This window comes from Inquilinus sp. Marseille-Q2685 (assembly GCF_916619195.1).
GTDB lineage: Bacteria > Pseudomonadota > Alphaproteobacteria > DSM-16000 > Inquilinaceae > Inquilinus.
In genome coordinates this window covers 128870-146096 of the sequence record NZ_CAKAKL010000012.1, presented here as the reverse complement: position 1 = coordinate 146096, position 17227 = coordinate 128870, and the positions used below count along the sequence as shown (strand labels likewise).

The following is a 17227-nucleotide window of genomic DNA, read 5'->3' as shown; positions in this document are numbered from 1 at the left end:
GCGCGGATACTGCCGGCGCCAGTAGGAAGCATTTCTCAAAAGAATGCAACCGCGTTGTCGTGCCGATCGGGCGGCAGGGGATGGGCGCGGTCATCGGGCGCCCTCCCGGATGGCGGCGATGTTCGCCTCATAAGCGGCCGGGCCGCCTCGGAACACGGCGGAGCCGGCGACCAGCACGTCGGCCCCGGCCTCGGCCACCACCACCGCGCTCTCCGGCGTGATGCCGCCATCGACCTCGAGCCGGATCGGCCGGTCGCCGATCATGGCGCGGATCCGGCGGATCTTCTCCACCATCGCCGGGATGAAGGCCTGGCCACCGAAGCCGGGATTGACCGTCATCACCAGGACCAGGTCGACCCGGTCCAGCACATGCGCCACCGCCTCCGCCGGCGTCGCCGGGCACAGCGCCACGCCGGCCCGCCTGCCCAGGCCGCGGATATGCTGCAGCGACCGGTCGAGATGCGGCCCGGCCTCGGCATGCACGGTGACGATGTCGGCCCCGGCCGTGACGAAGGCCTCGATATAGGGATCGGCCGGGGCGATCATCAGATGCACGTCGAACACCCGGTCGCTGTGCGGCCGCAGCGCCTTCACCACATCCGGCCCGATCGTCAGGTTGGGCACGAAATGCCCGTCCATCACGTCGATATGGATCCAGTCGGCGCCGGCCGCGGTGACCGCGCGCACCTCCTCGCCCAGCCGGGCGAAATCGGCGGACAGGATCGAGGGGGCGATGACGGTCTTCACAGCTTGGCCTCCAGGTCCGGCGGCTCGACCGAGAACACGCGGCTGGCGCGGATGTCGGCCTCGGCCAGGGTGACGAAATCCTCGACCGAGAGATTCGGCGGCATCTCCCGCACCAGCCGGTTGGCCTGGCGCAGCCGGGCGCGGTCCAGCGCGTTGCGGATCGACCGGCCGTTGGCGAAATGCGGCAGCCGGATGCGGCGGGCGACGTAGTCGCGGAACGCCTGCAGCGCCTCCGGGCTGAACCGGTAGTTCTGCCGCGCCAGCATGCCCTCGCCGATCGCGATCAGCTCCTCCTCGGAGAAGTCCGGGAACTCGACGTGATGGGCGATGCGCGAGCGGAAGCCGGGGTTGCTGGTGAAGAACTTCTCCATCCGGTCGCCATAGCCGGCGACGATCACCACCAGGTCCTCGCGCTGGTTCTCCATCACCTGCAGCAGGATCTCGATCGCCTCCTGGCCGTAGTCGCGCTCGTTCTCCGGCCGGTACAGATAGTAGGCCTCGTCGATGAACAGCACCCCGCCCATCGCCCGCTTCAGGATCTCCTTGGTCTTCGGCGCGGTGTGGCCGATGTACTGGCCGACCAGGTCGTCGCGGGTGACGGAGACGAGGTGCCCGCGCCGGACATAGCCGAGCCGGTGCAGGATGTCGGCCATGCGCATGGCCACGGTGGTCTTGCCGGTGCCGGGGTTGCCGGTGAAGCTCATGTGGAGGGTCGGCGCCTCGGCGCCGAGGCCGAGCCTGCGGCGCACCCGCTCGACCAGCAGCAGGGCGGCGATCTCGCGGATCCGGGTCTTCACCGGCACGAGGCCGACCAGCTCGCGGTCCAGCGCCTCGAACACCTCGTCGATCCGGGTCTCGGCGAACTCCCGGGCGAGGTCGATGCGGGTGTCGGCCGGCGGCGCGGCGACGGCAGCTTCGGTCATGGCGGGCCTCTTGGTTCGTCGTTCTGATGGGGCGGCTCTCCCCCTCACCCTCCCGTCGCTGCGCGACGGGTCCCTCCCTCTCCCCCAGGAGAGGGAAAGGAGGGCAGCGCTCCGATCACCTCTCCTTGGGGAGAGGTCGAAATCGCACAGCGATTTCGGGTGAGGGGGTGGCTCAGGCGGTCGGGACTACTGCGGCCCCGCCACCAGCCTCGTCGTGTACCGGATGCTCCTTCCCTCCACCTCCTGGCGCTCCAGGGCGAAGCGCGCCTCCTCCGGCGGGCGGTTGACCAGGAAGGAGATCCTGAGCGACTCCCACCCCGCCGTGGCGTCGAAGCCGGAGATGCGGATGTAGCGGTCGCCATAGGCCTTCCGGCACGACGCCAGCTCGGTCATCACCGCGGCGGCGTCGCGGATGTCGAACATCGGCAGGTCCCACATCTCCCAATAGGTGTTGCGGGGGTGCGGGTCGTCGGTGAACTCGATGTTCACCGCCCAGCCGTTGTCGATGCAGTACTGCACCTGGGCGGCGATCTGCCGGTCGGTCAGGTCGGGCAGGAAGGAGAAGCATCCCTGGGTCAGGCGCATGGTGGCGGCCTCCTCAGCTGGCGGCGGTGACGGCCGGGACGAAGTCCGGCGTGTCGGTCGAGGCGTAGTCGAAGGTGACGTCCTTCCAGACGTCGAGGGCCTGGCGCAGCGGCTGGCAGTGCCGGGCGGCGTCGGCCAGGATCTGCGGCCCCTCGACCTTGGTGTCGCGGCCCTCGTTGCGGGCCAGGATCATGGCTTCGAGGGCCACCCGGTTGGCGGTGGCGCCGGCCTGGATGCCCATCGGGTGGCCGATGGTGCCGCCGCCGAACTGCAGGACGACGTCCTCGCCCAGATAGTCCAGCAGCTGGTGCATCTGCCCGGCATGGATGCCGCCGGACGCCACCGGCATCACCTTGCGCAGGGACGCCCAGTCCTGCTCGAAGAACACGCCGTTCTCCAGCGTCACCGGCAGGTGGTCCTCGCGCAGGATGTCGTAGAAGCCCCGCGTCGTGTTCGGGTCGCCCTCCAGCTTGCCGACCACGGTGCCGGCATGGATGTGGTCGACTCCCGCCAGCCGCATCCATTTGGCGATCACCCGGAACGACACGCCGTGGGTCTTCTGCCTTGTGTAGGTGCCGTGGCCGGCGCGGTGCAGGTGCAGGATCATGTCGTTGCGCCTGGCCCATTTCGACATCGACTGGATCGCGGTGTAGCCGATCACCAGGTCGATCATGACGATGACGCTGCCGAGCGACCTGGCGAACTCCGCCCGCTCATACATGTCCTCCATGGTCGCGGCGGTGACGTTCAGATAGGTGCCCTTGACCTCGCCGGTCACCGCCTGGGCGCGGTTCACCGCCTCCATGCAGTACAGGTAGCGGTCGCGCCAGTGCATGAAGGGCTGCGAGTTGATGTTCTCGTCGTCCTTGGTGAAGTCGAGCCCGCCCTTCAGCGCCTCGTACACCACGCGGCCGTAGTTGCGGCCCGACAGGCCCAGCTTCGGCTTGACCGTGGCGCCGAGCAGGGGGCGGCCGAACTTGTCCAGCCGCTCGCGCTCGACCACGATGCCGGTCGGCGGCCCGTCGAAGGTCTTCACATAGGCGACCGGCAGCCGCATGTCCTCCAGCCGCAGCGCCTTCAAGGGCTTGAAGCCGAAGACGTTGCCGATGATCGACGCGGTCAGGTTGGCGATCGACCCCGGCTCGAACAGGTCGAGGTCGTAGGCGATGTAGGCGAAGTACTGGCCCGGCTGGTTCGGCACCGGGTCGACGCGGTAGGCCTTGGCCCTGTACTTCTCGCAGGCGGTCAGCCGGTCGGTCCAGACCACGGTCCAGGTGGCGGTGGAGCTCTCGCCCGCCACCGCCGCCGCCGCCTCGACCGGGTCGACCCCGTCCTGCGGCGTGATCCGGAACAGCGCCAGCACGTCGGTGTCCTTCGGCTGGTAGTCGGGCTCCCAATAGCCCATCTTCCGGTATTGCAGCACGCCGGCCTTGTACCGCTCCTTGCCGGTGACGGTCGTCGCGGCCTTGGTGTCGAGTGTGGTGACGTTCGTGCTCATCGCGCTCTCCTCTCTCGCTCAGGCCGCCGCGCCGATCGCGATGCGCGGGTCCAGCGCGCCGGAGCGGTAGCGTTTCGCCATCTCGGGCAGGGGCAGGGGGGTGATCTTCGACGCCTGGCCGGCCGTGCCGAACTGCTCGTAGCGTTCGCGGCACAGCGCCTCCAGCGCCGCCATCGACGGCTGCAGGAACTTGCGCGGGTCGAACTCGCCGGGCTTCTCCACCGCCACGCGGCGGATCTCGGCGGCCATGGCCAGGCGGCAGTCGGTGTCGATGTTGACCTTGCGCACGCCGAAGCGGATGCCGCGCTGGATCTCCTCCACCGGCACGCCCCAGGTCTTCGGCATCTCGCCGCCGAAGCGGTTGAACTGCTCCTGCAGCGCCTCGGGGACGGAGGAGGAGCCGTGCATCACCAGGTGGATCTCGGGCAGCCGCTCATGGATCGCCTGGACCACATGCATGGCCAGGATCTCGCCGTCCGGCCGGCGCGAGAACTTGTAGGCGCCGTGCGAGGTGCCCATGGCGATGGCCAAGGCGTCGACCCGGGTCTCGCGCACGAAGGCCACCGCCTGGTCCGGGTCGGTCAGCAGCTGGTCGTGGCCCAGTGCGCCCTCGGCGCCGTGCCCGTCCTCGGCCTCGCCCTGGCCGGTCTCCAGGCTGCCGAGCACGCCGAGCTCGCCCTCCACCGACACGCCGACGGCATGGGCCGCGGCGGCGATGCGGCCGGTGATGCCGACATTGTAGTCCCAGCTGGCCGGGGTCTTGGCGTCGGCCTCCAGGGAGCCGTCCATCATCACGCTGGTGAAGCCGTGCTGGATGGCGGAGAGGCAGGTGGCGTCGTCGTTGCCGTGGTCCTGGTGCAGGCAGATCGGGATGCCGGGATGCATCGCCTCCGCCGCCTCCACCATCTTCGCCAGCATCAGGTCGCCGGCGTAGGACCGGGCGCCGCGGCTGGCCTGCAGGATCACCGGCGCATCCACCGCCTTCGCCGCGGCCATGATCGCCAGGATCTGCTCCATGTTGTTGATGTTGAAGGCGGGCACGCCGTAGCCGTGCTCGGCGGCGTGGTCCAGCAGCTGTCTGAGAGTGATACGGGCCATCTGGGCCTCCTGGGGGTCTGTCGAAGCGCGATCTGGCTTTCCGTCCGACCCCTCCCCCCGGCCCCCTCCCGCAAGGGAGGGAGGGTGAAAGGGCGGCCGGACCTGGCTTTCTGCTCTCCCCTCCCCCGCGGGAGGGGCGAGGAGGGGTTGTCTCCGCCGAGAGCCGCCTCACACCGCGTGCACGCCCTGCGCCGCCTTGACCATGTGGAAGGCGACCAGCAGCTGGGTGAGGGCGAGGGGGTGGCTGACCGCCCGGCCGGCGGCGCCGTCGTAGCGGCCGAGGTCGTCGCGCAGGTGGCTGGCCTCGGGGATGTGCTCCCAGAGATACTCCTCCACCCGCTCGGCCCGGCGGTCGGAGATCGAGCCGCGGATCTCCAGCACGTCCACCGGCTTGCCCTCGTCGCGGGTCAGCTCGAAGCCGACGCTGCCGTCGCCCACCGCCTCGATCAGCCGCGAGAAGTTCGGGTGCGGCAGGGTCGGGCGCAGGATATGGGCGACGTCCAGCCTGTGGTCGGTCTCCGGCGCCCCGGCCGAGGAATTGGCGCCGGGCGGCCGCTGGAAGCGGATGACGATGTCGGCGAACAGCCGCTGCGGCCGGATGAAGGTCGGGCTGTCGTATTCCCGCTTCTTCAGCGATTCCAGCACCTGCTCGGCGGTGTAGCCGCGCTTCGTGGTGTCGCGGTGCACCTTCCAGCGGACGCGCAGCTCCTCCTCGGGGTCGAGGTAGATCTTGACGTCGTAGCAGTCGCGCATCGCCCGCGTGGCGTAGCCGAGCAGCCCTTCCGCCACCACGAACTCCTTCGGCTCGATGTATTCCGGCCGGTCCAGCGTGCCCTGGTCGTGGTTGTAGATCGGCTTCAGGATCGGCTGGCCCTGGCGCAGCAGGTGCAGGTGCTGCTCCAGGATGTCGATGTAGTTGCCGGCGGGGTCGAGGGCTGAGACCCCGTTCGCCGCCCGCTCGCGCCGGTCGTAGCGGTGATAGTCGTCGGTGCAGATCAGGGTGCAGCGCTGCGGCCCCAGGATCTCGGCGATGCCGCGCGACAGCGTGGTCTTGCCGGCCGCGCTGTCGCCGACGATCCCGAGGATGATGGGCCGGTCGAAGGAGGGCTTGGTCATTCTTGTCTCCCGTCTCGGTTCGTGATCGGCGAGCCTCGGGCGCGGCTCGGAAGGATGGATCCAGCTGCGGCCCGCCGCGTCAGGCTCGCCCCCTCCCCCAGGGGGAGAAGGGGAGGGGGCTGCCTCCGCCCTGGGTGTCGACGTGTCGGGCGGAAGGGTCGGGATGGCCGGAGCGGTCTCAACCGCGGCCTGTGATTTCCTATCCTCCCCCTCCCCTTGCGGGAGGGGTAGGGGGAGGGGTGTGTCTCCACCGGAGCCGGCGCAGGGCTTCGGCGCCGACCTCTCCCCTCCCGCAAGGGGAGGGGGAGGGTGAAAAGCCATGGTCCGGGGCACTCATCGCCGCGGCTCGATCCCCTCTCCTCGGGGAGAGGGAGGGGACCCGCCGCGTTGGCGGTGGAGGTGAGGGGCGGCTCCGGCCCAGCAGGAAGGGTGCGCACTCACCGCCCCGCCTCCTGGGGCGCCGTCGGCATCTCCACATAGGTCGTCAGCACCTGCCAGCGCCGGTCCGGCGCGGTCAACATCAGCGACTGGGTGCGGGTGCTCGCTCCCCGCCGCGACACGCCCTCGAACAGCAGGCCGGTGGTGATGCCGGTGGCGGCGAACCACACCTTGTCGCTGCGCACCAGCTCCTCCACCCCCCACCAGCGGCTCGTGTCGATGCCGGCCAGGGCCACGGCGGCGCGCTCATGCTCCAGCTGCGGGTCGATGCGGCCCAGGAACTCTCCCCCCAGCGCCCGGATGGCGCAGGCCGCCAGCACCCCTTCGGGCGTGCCGCCGGTGCCCATCAGCGCGTCCACCCCGCCGCCCGGCATGGCGGCGACGATGGCGCCGGCCACGTCCCCGGCGGGGTACAGGGCGACGCGGGCGCCGGCGGCGTGGATCTCCTCCACCAGCCGGCGGTGGCGCGGCTTCTCCAGCACATAGATCGACAGCTCGGAGACGGGCTTGCCCAGCGCCTCGGCCAGCACGCGCAGCTTGTCGCGGGTCGGGGCCAGCGGGTCGATCCGGCCGCGCACCGCCGGGGGACCGGCAAACTTCTCCATGTAGAAGGCGGGGCCGGGGTCGAACATGGCGCCCTGCGGCGTCATGGCGACGGCGGCCAGGGCGTTGGTCTGGCCGTTGGCCAGGTGGCTGGTGCCGTCCACGGGGTCGACCGCGATGTCGACGGCCAGGCCCTTGCCGCTCCGGGCGCCCAGGCCCAGCCGTTCGCCCTTGTACAGCTGCGGCGCCTCGTCCTTCTCGCCCTCGCCGATGACGATGCGGCCGTCGATGTCGAGATGGTTCAGCACGGTGCGCATGGCGTCGACCGCGGCGGCGTCGCCCTCGTCCTTGCGGCCGCGCCCGATCCAGTCGAAGGCGGCGCGGGCGGCCGCCTCGGTGACGCGGCGCAGCGCGTAGATGAACCCGTCCTCGGCGATGGCGGCACCGGTCATGCGCATCTCCACCCGATCTCCGCACCGCGGCCGGAAGGGCCGGGGGCGGGGCTTGGCGGGGAGTCTGGCGCTCCCCAGGACGGTCAGGATCGGGGAGGGGCCAGCGGACCGGAACGCCCGCCCGGGTGGGCGGACGCGATCTTACGGGTGGGGTGGAAGCTACCCGGATGGGTGGGGCGAACGGAGATATTGGATCAGAGCCAGGAAATCATCATCATTTCTACAATGCAATCTGGTGACTGCCCTTAATTTTCTGAATTTCCTTGAGCTGGCTATTTTTTTGCTTTGCTCCGATGGGCCATTCATTCCATGTGCGACCATCCAGAAGCCGTCCTGATTTCTTTTTGTTTACACCTCCCCACTGTTTAAAGTGGAATGCGACGTCACCATGGATGCACTGATCTCGAATTGAACGAACCCATTCTAGTTCCACAGGGCGGGCTCCAGGGCCACTTTCGCCGCCGACGATGACCCAGTCGATGCCCCTTAAATCGATAGTGTCCAATGGTCCTAGTAGTGGCTCCAGGCTCAGAAACTTTATCTGAGCATGCGTCTGCTTCAATTGATCAATTCGCCACTTATAATCTTCATTTTCAACGCTTACGCCCATCCAAATATTTTCAGTCCAAATCAATTCACTAGACATCCTCAGAAGGTTGTCTGATCTCTTCGTCAATATCTGGTAAGTATGGTGTGGGGTATCATTCATTACAGAAAAGATCTTTTTTACAAAATCTATCGGAATGTTTTCGTGAAATAGATCTGACATACTATTAACAAATATTAGTCGGCCGGTGCTCCATGAAAATGGAATGCCAATCGATTTTTCATCAATCGTGATATTCCCATTCCATTTAGGCCGATTGCCTGAAATCCGAGTGGTTCCAAAGTATTTTTTTTGTCCCATAGCCTCAAGCCTTGAGGCCATGCGCATTGCATAACAATTCGTGCAGCCAGGAGATAAGACAGTGCATCCAGCTATGGGATTCCATGTGGCTTCGGTCCACTCGATTCCAGATCTGCTCACGACTCATCCTCCTTTTCCGGGGAAGGTAACCATGACGTTATCGCCAAAGGTGCCTTTCCGCCTGTCCGCCGCCGCCGGGTTTGCCACAATTTTCCCCTTGCCCTCCAGCTTAATCAGCACTTCCTTATAGTTCTTCGCTAGATACGGTGTTCCTACATGATGGCTGTCAAAAATTTCTTTCATTGCCATCGTCTTCCCTGAGAATTTTTTCAGAATCATCTTTTCCAAATCATCAAGAGGGCGAGCGAACTCAAATAAAAATGGCATTGAGCTATCAGCTTCACAATAAGAAAAAGATGGGACGTTTTGATCATGCCTTGAGCTTTCGTTGCCCATTATGCCTTTCATTATAGTATATGCAGTAACATTTTTAGAAACAAATATCAAGTAATGACTTGTTCGCGTTCCTGCCTCATTTTTAAAGCAGAAAGGAAGGACGTATTCGCCCTTCATTTCACGAAGTGCTTCCGAAATTTTTTCAACAATCATCAACTCACGTTTGTGGGCTGGAATCCCTTCCAATTCCGTTCTAAGCTCATTGGCTCGATCAGATCCAAATAGTGCATCCATATGATCTTTGACAATAGAGTTTCCTAATCCCATATTTATTCTATTGTAATTAAAAAACACAATGCAATCGCACCCCCAATTTTGCAAAACTGAATTAATTAATCGAAGAGAAAGTCCCTTATATCCCCACGGATCGACAAAAAATAAAGTTGGTATTAACCCACTTTCTTCAAAGCTTTTGACAATATCGGTTCCGACTTCCTGATTTGAGACTTGGGGTTTATATTTAAGTCTTTCAATTCCAGGTAGCTTATTAATCTCTTCTTCTAAAGTTCTTGTATTGTTTTCGTCTTTATCATTAAATATCGATACAAGTTTATCTCTAATTTTGTCATCGTTTATAGTATTTTGTAATACCATAAGCGGAACAGATGCTGATCCATCTTTATATCGTCCCGGACCAGCAAACAAATCTATATACGCAATCCTTCCGTCTCTCGCTCGCGGTGCCACTATGTGCGCCCAGGCGCGAAAGTACTTATCAACGATCTGAGCCTTGACCCGCGACTCCTCCGTTCTCTCTTCAAAAAACTTCTTTGTCATATCGTTCCTCTGCGAAGCTAAGCTGGCATAGGCCAGCGGCTTGGTTGGAAAGAACGATGATGCGGGATTCGCCAATTGGATCTCCATGCCCCTCTGTAGGCATTGAAGGCGTCTGGGTACAGCCACATCACCGTATAATACGCTTGGAACAAAATGGGAACAAGCCTCTTAATCCGATCCTCAATTCCGATCACGCAAACAGTAACCTATATCAATGTCAACGATGCTTCATTCCGCCTTCTGACACAATCGCTGGGAAAGCCCTATTCAACCCTCTCCTGCAGGCGCTTCACTTTCTCTCTCTCACCGGCACATCCACCTCCCCCAGCCTGATCGCGCGAAAACCCTCCCGCCGGCTCCAGTCGAAATGGCCGCCCAGGCGCTCGACCAGGGCGGCGGGGTCGGTCAGCGGCAGGTTCACCATCCCCAGCGCTTGGGCCGTGGCGCGGAGCCAGAGCACGGGCGCGGCGCCGATATGGCCCGAGCCGCGGTCCAGGAGGTCCGTCTGCATCACCACCTCGATCTCGTCGACCGGCAGGGCGGCCAGGCATTCCGCCGCCGCCCGCACCGCGGCCGAGCAGATCGCGTCGCGGTGCAGCTCCTGCAGCCTGGCCTGCGACAGCGGCTTGACCGAGGCCTTGCCCGATTGCAGCAGCGTCACCGACCGGTCCGGCAGGTCCTCCAGGTCCAGCCCGTCGATCATGGCGACGATCCGCCCGCCCTCGACGAAGACGAGGTCCAGCCCCTCGACCGAGAAGGGCAGGTCGCCCAGCCGGGTGAAGCGGCCCAGCGCCTCCGCCACCGCCGCCGGGTCGCGCGCCACCAGCCGCCGGGCGAAGCCGATCTCGGCCCGGCGCGCCTCGGCCTCCCGCAGCCGCGCCTGGTGTTCCGCCTCGTCGCGCGCCCGCGCATCCTCCACCGCCGCGGTCAGTTCCACCTGGCGCCGCTTCGCCCCGCCGAAAATGCGGGCGAACCAGCCGGGGCGATAGGCCTCCTGCTCCCGCCGCGCCGCCTCCTCGTGCACGGCGCCGCGCTCGGGCGCCGGCGGCGGCGGGGCCGAGGCGAGGGCGTGCCAGTCGCGGCGCTCGAGCACGACCCGGTGGGCGCCGGTCAGCGCCTCGATCAGCCGGTCGTATTCCTGGGCGGCGGAGGAAGCGGCCTCCAGCGCCGCCTGCTTCTGCGCCGCCTTCTCATAGGCCAGGCGCCGGCGCTCCGCGCGCTCCTGCTCGCGGCGCACCGCCCGGATGCTGCTCGCCATTCCCCCTCCCGAACGGTGCCCGTCGAACCCCCTCAACCCTTGCGACGGATTGTGGAGAATGCAAGGCGCCGGAGGCGCTGCGCCAGGGCGGTGACCCTATATTGTCACCCTCGGGCTCGCCCCGAGGACCCAGGGGCTGCCCGAGTGGCTCTTGGAGCCCCTGGATTGCCCGGTCAAGCCGCGCAATGACAAAGGGGAGCGCCGGCGGCCGCTACGCCCGCACCGCCGTGACGATCGCCGCCCCCAGCCTGCCGTCCAGCGCCGCGTCCAGCAGCCCGCGGTACAGCGCATGGACATGGTCGTACCCCTCCCGGCCGGCGATCCCGACGATCCGGTCCTGCGCCCGCTCGATCTTGCCGACCAGGCTCGTGTACCAGCCGATATAGGCGTCGTGGATCTCCCGCATCCCGGTCGTCCGCCACCCGGCCTCGGCCAATTGCTCCGGCAACCCGGCCAGGCGCGGCGGGTTGCGCAGGAAGGGCTCGCCCGCATCCAGCAGCGGCGCGTCCTGATAGCCGCCGCGGTCGACATGGTCGAACAGGATCATGCGGGCGCCCGGCCCGGCGGCCCGGGCCAGGGCCCGCAGCGCCCCGTCCTGGTCCCGGAAGCAGTAATAGGCGTTGAACAGGCAGATCAGGTCCGGGGCCTCGCCGACGCGGCGGTCGGCGTCGACCACGTCGCAGACCAGGAAGCGGCAGCCCGGATAAGTCTGCCGCGCGGCCTCCACCGATTCCGCCTGCACGTCGATGCCGACGACGCGCCCCCAGCCGTTCCGGTGCAGATAGTCGGCCGTGCCGCCCCGGCCGCAGCCGGCGTCCAGGATCAGGCGGCCCGCATCCTTGCCGATGCCGGCCATGGCCAGCTCGATCGCCTCCTCCTCGCCGGCATGGGCGTAGTCCCCGTCCCGGACCAGGGAGAGGATCTTCTGCCCGAGATAGGAGTTCATCGAGAAGGTGTTCGCCATCGCGCGGCCCCCGGCGGTCTCGTGGACATCCTGCGCGATCGCGGCGCCCGGCGCCATGGCGGCCTTTCGGCGGTCGCGAAGCTGCCGGCGGTATGGCCGGCGCCCGCGGCCGCGCTATCGTCGGTGCGATCGCAACCCGAATCGTCCGCCAGCGCAGGAGGCATCGCCGTGACCGACCTCTCCACCCTCTACCGCGCCTATATCGACTGCCTGAACCGGCAGGACTGGGATCGGCTGGGCGATTTCGTCGACGAGGCGGCGCGCCACAACGGCCGGCCCTTCGGCCTGGCCGGCTACCGCGCCATGCTGGAGCAGGATTTCCGCGACATCCCGGACCTGCGCTTCACCATCGGGCTCCTGGCCTGCGACCCGCCCCTGGTCGCCGCCCGGCTGGACTTCACCTGCTCGCCGAAGGGCCGGTTCCTCGGGCTCGACGTGAACGGCCGCACGGTCTCCTTCAGCGAGAACGTCTTCTACGAATTCCGCGGCGGCCGGATCGTCCAGGTCTGGTCGGTGATCGACAAGACCGCGATCGAGGCCCAGCTCTGACCTTCGGGCTATCGGATTCACATCTCGGAAATAAGCTTTTAGTCCCTCCTCCCCTTGCGGGAGGGGGAGAGCCGGCCTCGCCGGCCGGTCTCAGCCCTTTGCGGGTTCCATAGGACCGTGCATCGCTTATACTGACCGCCTTCCTATCGTCGAGCGGCCGTCGGGGCGGAATGTCGGGACGGCCGCGACGCACCGACGCCGACACCACGGAGGCCGCCATGGCGACGATCGAAGGCACCCCAGGCAACGACCACATCATCGTCGAGGGCGACGACCAGTACTATTTCGTCAATGCCTATACCGGCACGGACGTGATCGAGATCCGGACGACCCTCGGCGCCAGGCGGATATCGGTCTCTCTGGACGACGGCGGAGACACGGTCCGCGGCGGCGCGAGCGAGGACACGATCTCCTTCCACGGCGCCGCCAACCGGCTGTATGGCGGGGGCGGGAACGACACCTTCGCCCTGCAGTCCGCCGGCGCCGGCAACCTGATCGACGGCGGCGACGGGGTCGACACCTTCAGCGCTGGGTATGGCGGCAGCGACGGCGCCTTCATCACCCTGGCCGAAGGCCGGGCGGCGCTCCGGGAGTCCGGGCTGACCTATCAATACGACCTGCGCGGCATCGAGAATCTGAGCGGCACCCCCGCCAACGACATCCTGGTCGGCGACGGCGAGGCCAACACCCTCCAGGGCGGCTATGGGCACGACCTGCTCTCCGGCGGCGGCGGCGACGACACGCTGATGAGCTATGACGATCCCACGCCCTCCGGCAACGACACCTTCGTCGGCGGGCTGGGGTCGGACGACATCACCACCGCCGACGGCGAGGACATCATCCGCATCGACCGGCTGGTGGAGAGCCCGCCGGGGCAGGAGGACCGGGTCACCGATTTCAGCAGCCGCGACGTGCTCGACCTGTCGCGGATCGACGCCGACCAGACGGCGCCGGGCGACCAGGCCTTCACGCTGATCGGCGACGCGCCGTTCAGCTACACCGCCGGCGAGCTGCACTATCAGCGGCTCGGCCGCGGGCTTCTGGTCTCCGCCGATGTCGACGGCGACGGGCGGTCCGACATGCAGGTGATCCTCGAGCCGACCTGGTACCAGGGCCAGGCGCTGACCCGGCTCGCCGCCGACGACGTGCTGCTCTGAGGGGGGATCGAGGGCCTCAAGCCGGCGCGCGGGCCGCGGCGTCCGGGCGGCGGGGGAACAGGCGGGCGACGGCCCGGCCCCAGGCGTCCGCCGGCTGCGGCGGCCGCGGCGGCACGTAGAAGGGATAGCTGCGGAATCCCAGGCGCCCGTCGGCCCCGCCCGCCGCCGGCTCGCGGCACATCACCCAGCTGGTCAGCTCGACCGCGCCGCGCCGGCGCAGGCTCTCGCCGTGCACCAACAGCACCCAGCGGCCGGCATCGTCGAAGAAGCCGTGGTCGATGGCCTCGATCTCGGCGTCCGGCGCGCCGGGCCGGCGCAGCGCCGCGGTCGAGGAATGCTTGAAGGGCGGCGGATCCGCAGGGTCGAAGCCGGCCAGCGTGAAATTGGTCCGCACGGCGAAGGTGCCGCCGGTCTCCACCGCGCCGGCGGGCAGGGTGCCGCGCACCAGCACCAGCGCGTTGAAGGGCTCGGGCCCCGGAACGGTGCTGCGCAGCACCGGCTGCAGCTCGGCCTGCAGCACATGGTCGTCGGCACCGGCCGGCGGGGCGGCGAGGCGGATCGGGTCTCTGGCGTCGAGCATCTGCATGGCTGGCGTCTCGGAAGCCGTTGGGAAAAGCCCTCTCGACCGCAGGGAACCACGCGCCGCCGGCCCGCGTCGTCCTACGTTCGTAGGACGCCGGGCGGAAAATTTGCGGGCGCCATGCCGGCGGCCGGCACCGGACGCATGGCCTCGCCCACGGGGCCTTTCAGAACTCAGCCGTTCGTCTCGCTCTATGCCTTCCACACTCCCCCTCCCCTTGCGGGAGGGGGCAGGGGGAGGGGGCTGCGCGCGTCCGCGCGAATGGGCAGTGAGCGGAGCTCTCGGTTCCGCCGGCCTGCGATGATCCGGGGCTGGTCGAGCCGAGAGAGAGAGAACTCCTCCCCCTACCCCCTCCCGCAAGGGGACTAGGGCATATACACATCGGTCGGCGACACCAACGACGGGCGCGCGAACAGATTGCCTCTCCCGCTTGCGGGAGAGGTCGGACATCCGAAGGATGTCCGGGTGAGGGGATAGCGGCCTCTCCGAGAGCACAGCTCTGCCAGGAGCGAGCGCATGATCCACCCCATCCTGAGGTGCTGATCCTGGTGTCGCGGCCGAGCCGCCCTCACCCGGTCTCGCTGCGCGAGCCCGACCTCTCCCGCAAGCGGGAGAGGCAATCGGATGGCGCCGGGCAGATATGTATATGCCCTAGCGCAAGGGGAGGGGGAGGATGAAAAATCCATGCCGCAAGAGCGGAGTCGTTCTGAAAGGATCGCGCCGCCGCTACCCCCGGTCCCGCCCCAGCAGCACCGCCACCGCCTGGGCCCGGTTGGCGGCGCCCAGCTTCTCGTACAGGTTGCGCAGGTGGAACTTGACCGTGTTGGGGGACAGGCCGAAGCGCCGGGCCAGCCCCTCGTTGCTCAGCCCCTCGGCCAGCCGTTCCAAGAGCTCGCGCTCGCGCACGGTCAGGCAGGCCAGCGGGTCGTCCGCCAGCGCCCGGCCGAGGTCGAGAAAGGGGAACATCATCCGGCCGCGCGCCACCTCGGCCACCACGTCCAGCAGGCGCTCCGGCGGCTCGGACTTGGACAGGAAGCCGGCGGCGCCCAGCTGCATCGCCAGCCGCGCCACCGCCAGGTCCGCGCCGGTGTAGACGACGATGCGGGGGGAAGCCCCCCTGGCGAGGGCGCTTTCGCGGTCCCGCAGGCCTTCCAGCACGGCGCGGCCGTCGCCATTGGCCATCACCCAGCCGATGATGCCGACATCGAGCTCGAACCGTGCCACGGCGTCCAGGAAGCGCTCGCCGTCGCTGGCCGAGACCACCAGCTCGAACCGCCGGTCCTCGCCGAACAGCGACTGCAGGCCGCGCAGCACCAGCGGGTTCTTGTCGGCGAAGCCGATGCGGATCGGGTTGGCCTCGGCTCCGCCCAGGGCGGGGGTCAGGTCGGACAGGGTCCTGGTCATCCGGTGCGAACGGTGTCAAGGGTTCCGCCGGATGCTATCGCGTCCGGCCCCCCTCTGTCCGTCGTCCTTGCGACCAAGTCGCCGGGGCAAAGCGGCGCGCCGGCGCGTGCGGACGGTGGGGTATTGCCTTAATTCGCGACTTGTGTTCATGATGCGTTCCATGGATGAGGCGCATTCCGAACCGGACCGGCCGACCGATCCCGACATGAACTGGACGGGCTGGGCGCTGCGCCTGCTGCGCGACGCGGCCGAGATCGACATGCGCTGCAAGCGGATGACCGAGCGGCAGCAGGAGCGGGCGCATCCGGACCCGGAGGCGCCGTCGGAGTTCGGGCCGATCCAGGCGCGGCTGACGCGCTCGCTGCGTCTGACGATCGCCCTGACCGAGCGGATCCGCACCGGCTTCATGACGCGGCGGGACGAGCGCACGGCGTCGGGCGAGGAGCAGCGCCGGCGGGAGCGGCGGGAGCGCGCGGCCGGGATGGTGGCCGCGGCGGCGGCGCGGCCGGAGGCGGGTCTGGATGCCGAGCGCATGCAGTCGCTGGCGTGGGAGCGCCTGGTCGAGGACGAGATCCTGGACGCGCAGCTGGACACGCTGTCGGCGGCGGAGTTCGTGCAGGCGGTGTGCCGCAGGATCGGCCACCCGCCGGACCCGATCCGGCTGCCGCGCAGCTGGGACGAGATCCTCGATCCGCCGGCCGCCGGGCCGCGGGCCCCGGCGGAGCGCGCCGAGGCCGCCGATCGCGAGCCGATGGACGGCTGGTCCGCCGAGCCGGACGCGTCCGACGCCGGCCGGCCCGTGCCGGAGCCGTCCAAGCCGGACAGCAGCTAGCCGTCGTGGCACGGCCCCACACCGTCATTGCGAGGAGGCGAAGCGACGAAGCAATCCAGGGGCCGTCTCGAGCCGCCCTGGATCGCTTCGCTGCGCTCGCGATGACGGCACTGCCCATTGCGGGCGCGTCCCGAGCCTGCCCGGCCTTCCACTCTCCCCCTCCCCTTGCGGGAGGGGGCAAGGGGGAGGGGCCTGCGCGCGTCCGCGCGCCAATGGTTTGGGGACGAGACGGAATCAGGGGCCGTCGGTCTGGCTGCGGCAACCCCTTCCCCCCTGCCTCCTCCCGCGAGGGGAGGAGGAGAGCGGCAGCTGCGGGAAGGGCTGTCTACTTCACCACGAACGTCCCGCGCATGCCTTCGGCCTCGGTGCCCGGGGCGTGGAAGGTGAAGGTGCCGGGGCGGATCGGCACGAAGGAGATGGTGGCCTTGCCCTCGTCGTCGAACTCGATCGAATCGAGGCCCAGCGGCCGCACCTCGATCTTGTTGATCACCACCTCGTTGATCCAGATGTTGCGGAAGAACTCCGGCGCCGCGATCGCCAGCTCGGCGGTGCCGTCGGCCTCGATCGTCCAGCGGTAGTATTTGCCGGCCTCCAGCTCGTAGGGCTTCTCCGGGAAGGGCACGCCGGAGGACAGCTTCAGCGGCTCCAGAGTGGTGGCGCGGGTGGTCAGCCCCGCTTGGGCCGCGGCGGGGCCGGCGGTGCCGAGCGCCAGCAGCAGGGCGGCCGCCGCCGCGATCGTCGGTGCACGCATCTCGGGCTCCCTCCCCTGTGCGGCGGCCCGGCGGCGCGCGACGGCGCCCGGGACCCGCCCGTTCGGGTGAGTATGGCGGGCCGCGCGCGCTAGGTCCGTTGTCCTTTGGTCCAAGCCGGGCGCGGGCGGTGTATGCTCGCCGCAGGGATGACGATCGGCGGGGGGGGGGGCATGCGGCGCAGCGGAACGGAA

General features: G+C 67.6%; 17 protein-coding genes. 3 read left to right on the top strand and 14 right to left on the bottom strand.

Annotation, left to right across the window (positions count from 1 at the left end):
- Positions 1-90: 90 nt before the first annotated feature.
- The 11 genes from rpe to LG391_RS32340 form a co-directional block, all read right to left on the bottom strand.
- The gene (rpe, locus tag LG391_RS32390) at positions 91-747 is read right to left on the bottom strand and encodes a ribulose-phosphate 3-epimerase (protein ID WP_225772915.1); all 657 of its coding nucleotides are present in this window, start codon (positions 745-747) and stop codon (positions 91-93) included.
- Positions 744-1670: a CbbX protein gene (cbbX, locus tag LG391_RS32385; RefSeq protein ID WP_225772913.1), complete on the bottom strand. Its 927-nt coding sequence runs from the start codon at positions 1668-1670 to the stop codon at positions 744-746. Before cbbX ends, rpe begins: the two co-directional genes overlap by 4 nt.
- A 186-nt stretch (positions 1671-1856) precedes the next feature.
- Positions 1857-2255 (bottom strand): ribulose bisphosphate carboxylase small subunit, encoded by a 399-nt coding sequence (locus LG391_RS32380; protein ID WP_225772911.1) that lies wholly within the window; start codon positions 2253-2255, stop codon positions 1857-1859.
- Between the two features lie 13 nt (positions 2256-2268).
- Complete coding sequence (locus LG391_RS32375; protein WP_225772910.1) at positions 2269-3753, bottom strand: form I ribulose bisphosphate carboxylase large subunit; 1485 nt, start codon at positions 3751-3753, stop codon at positions 2269-2271.
- Between the two features lie 18 nt (positions 3754-3771).
- Entirely contained in the window at positions 3772-4851 is a 1080-nt protein-coding gene (gene fba, locus LG391_RS32370; protein ID WP_225772908.1) for a class II fructose-bisphosphate aldolase, read from the bottom strand.
- Between the two features lie 168 nt (positions 4852-5019).
- Positions 5020-5967 (bottom strand): phosphoribulokinase, encoded by a 948-nt coding sequence (locus LG391_RS32365; protein ID WP_225772906.1) that lies wholly within the window; start codon positions 5965-5967, stop codon positions 5020-5022.
- A gap of 437 nt (positions 5968-6404) precedes the next feature.
- Entirely contained in the window at positions 6405-7400 is a 996-nt protein-coding gene (gene glpX, locus LG391_RS32360; RefSeq protein ID WP_225772904.1) for a class II fructose-bisphosphatase, read from the bottom strand.
- Positions 7401-7620: 220 nt separating this feature from the next.
- Positions 7621-8427: a DUF5131 family protein gene (locus LG391_RS32355; protein ID WP_225772902.1), complete on the bottom strand. Its 807-nt coding sequence runs from the start codon at positions 8425-8427 to the stop codon at positions 7621-7623.
- Positions 8428-8430: 3 nt separating this feature from the next.
- Positions 8431-9615, bottom strand: coding sequence for a three-Cys-motif partner protein TcmP (locus LG391_RS32350; protein WP_225772900.1), 1185 nt, complete (start codon positions 9613-9615; stop codon positions 8431-8433).
- A 214-nt stretch (positions 9616-9829) separates the two neighbouring features.
- The gene (locus tag LG391_RS32345) at positions 9830-10798 is read right to left on the bottom strand and encodes a hypothetical protein (protein ID WP_225772898.1); all 969 of its coding nucleotides are present in this window, start codon (positions 10796-10798) and stop codon (positions 9830-9832) included.
- A 211-nt stretch (positions 10799-11009) separates the two neighbouring features.
- Entirely contained in the window at positions 11010-11819 is an 810-nt protein-coding gene (locus LG391_RS32340; protein ID WP_225772896.1) for a trans-aconitate 2-methyltransferase, read from the bottom strand.
- Positions 11820-11930: 111 nt separating this feature from the next.
- Between LG391_RS32340 and LG391_RS32335 the strand changes: the two genes are divergently transcribed.
- Together LG391_RS32335 and LG391_RS32330 are read left to right on the top strand one after the other, a co-directional pair.
- Positions 11931-12311: an ester cyclase gene (locus LG391_RS32335; RefSeq protein WP_225772894.1), complete on the top strand. Its 381-nt coding sequence runs from the start codon at positions 11931-11933 to the stop codon at positions 12309-12311.
- A 218-nt stretch (positions 12312-12529) separates the two neighbouring features.
- Positions 12530-13468, top strand: a complete 939-nt coding sequence (locus LG391_RS32330) for a calcium-binding protein (RefSeq protein WP_225772892.1) — start codon at positions 12530-12532, stop codon at positions 13466-13468.
- Between the two features lie 16 nt (positions 13469-13484).
- Here LG391_RS32330 and LG391_RS32325 read toward each other — a convergent pair whose 3' ends face one another.
- Positions 13485-14054, bottom strand: coding sequence for a hypothetical protein (locus LG391_RS32325; protein ID WP_225772890.1), 570 nt, complete (start codon positions 14052-14054; stop codon positions 13485-13487).
- Positions 14055-14774: 720 nt separating this feature from the next.
- Entirely contained in the window at positions 14775-15452 is a 678-nt protein-coding gene (locus LG391_RS32320; RefSeq protein ID WP_225772888.1) for a response regulator transcription factor, read from the bottom strand.
- Between the two features lie 160 nt (positions 15453-15612).
- On the opposite strand from LG391_RS32320, the gene LG391_RS32315 reads away from it, so the two are divergent.
- Positions 15613-16284, top strand: coding sequence for a hypothetical protein (locus tag LG391_RS32315; RefSeq protein WP_225772886.1), 672 nt, complete (start codon positions 15613-15615; stop codon positions 16282-16284).
- A gap of 325 nt (positions 16285-16609) precedes the next feature.
- On the opposite strand, the gene LG391_RS32310 is transcribed toward LG391_RS32315, so the two are convergent.
- Positions 16610-17035, bottom strand: a complete 426-nt coding sequence (locus tag LG391_RS32310; RefSeq protein ID WP_225772884.1) for a hypothetical protein — start codon at positions 17033-17035, stop codon at positions 16610-16612.
- Positions 17036-17227 lie beyond the last annotated feature (192 nt).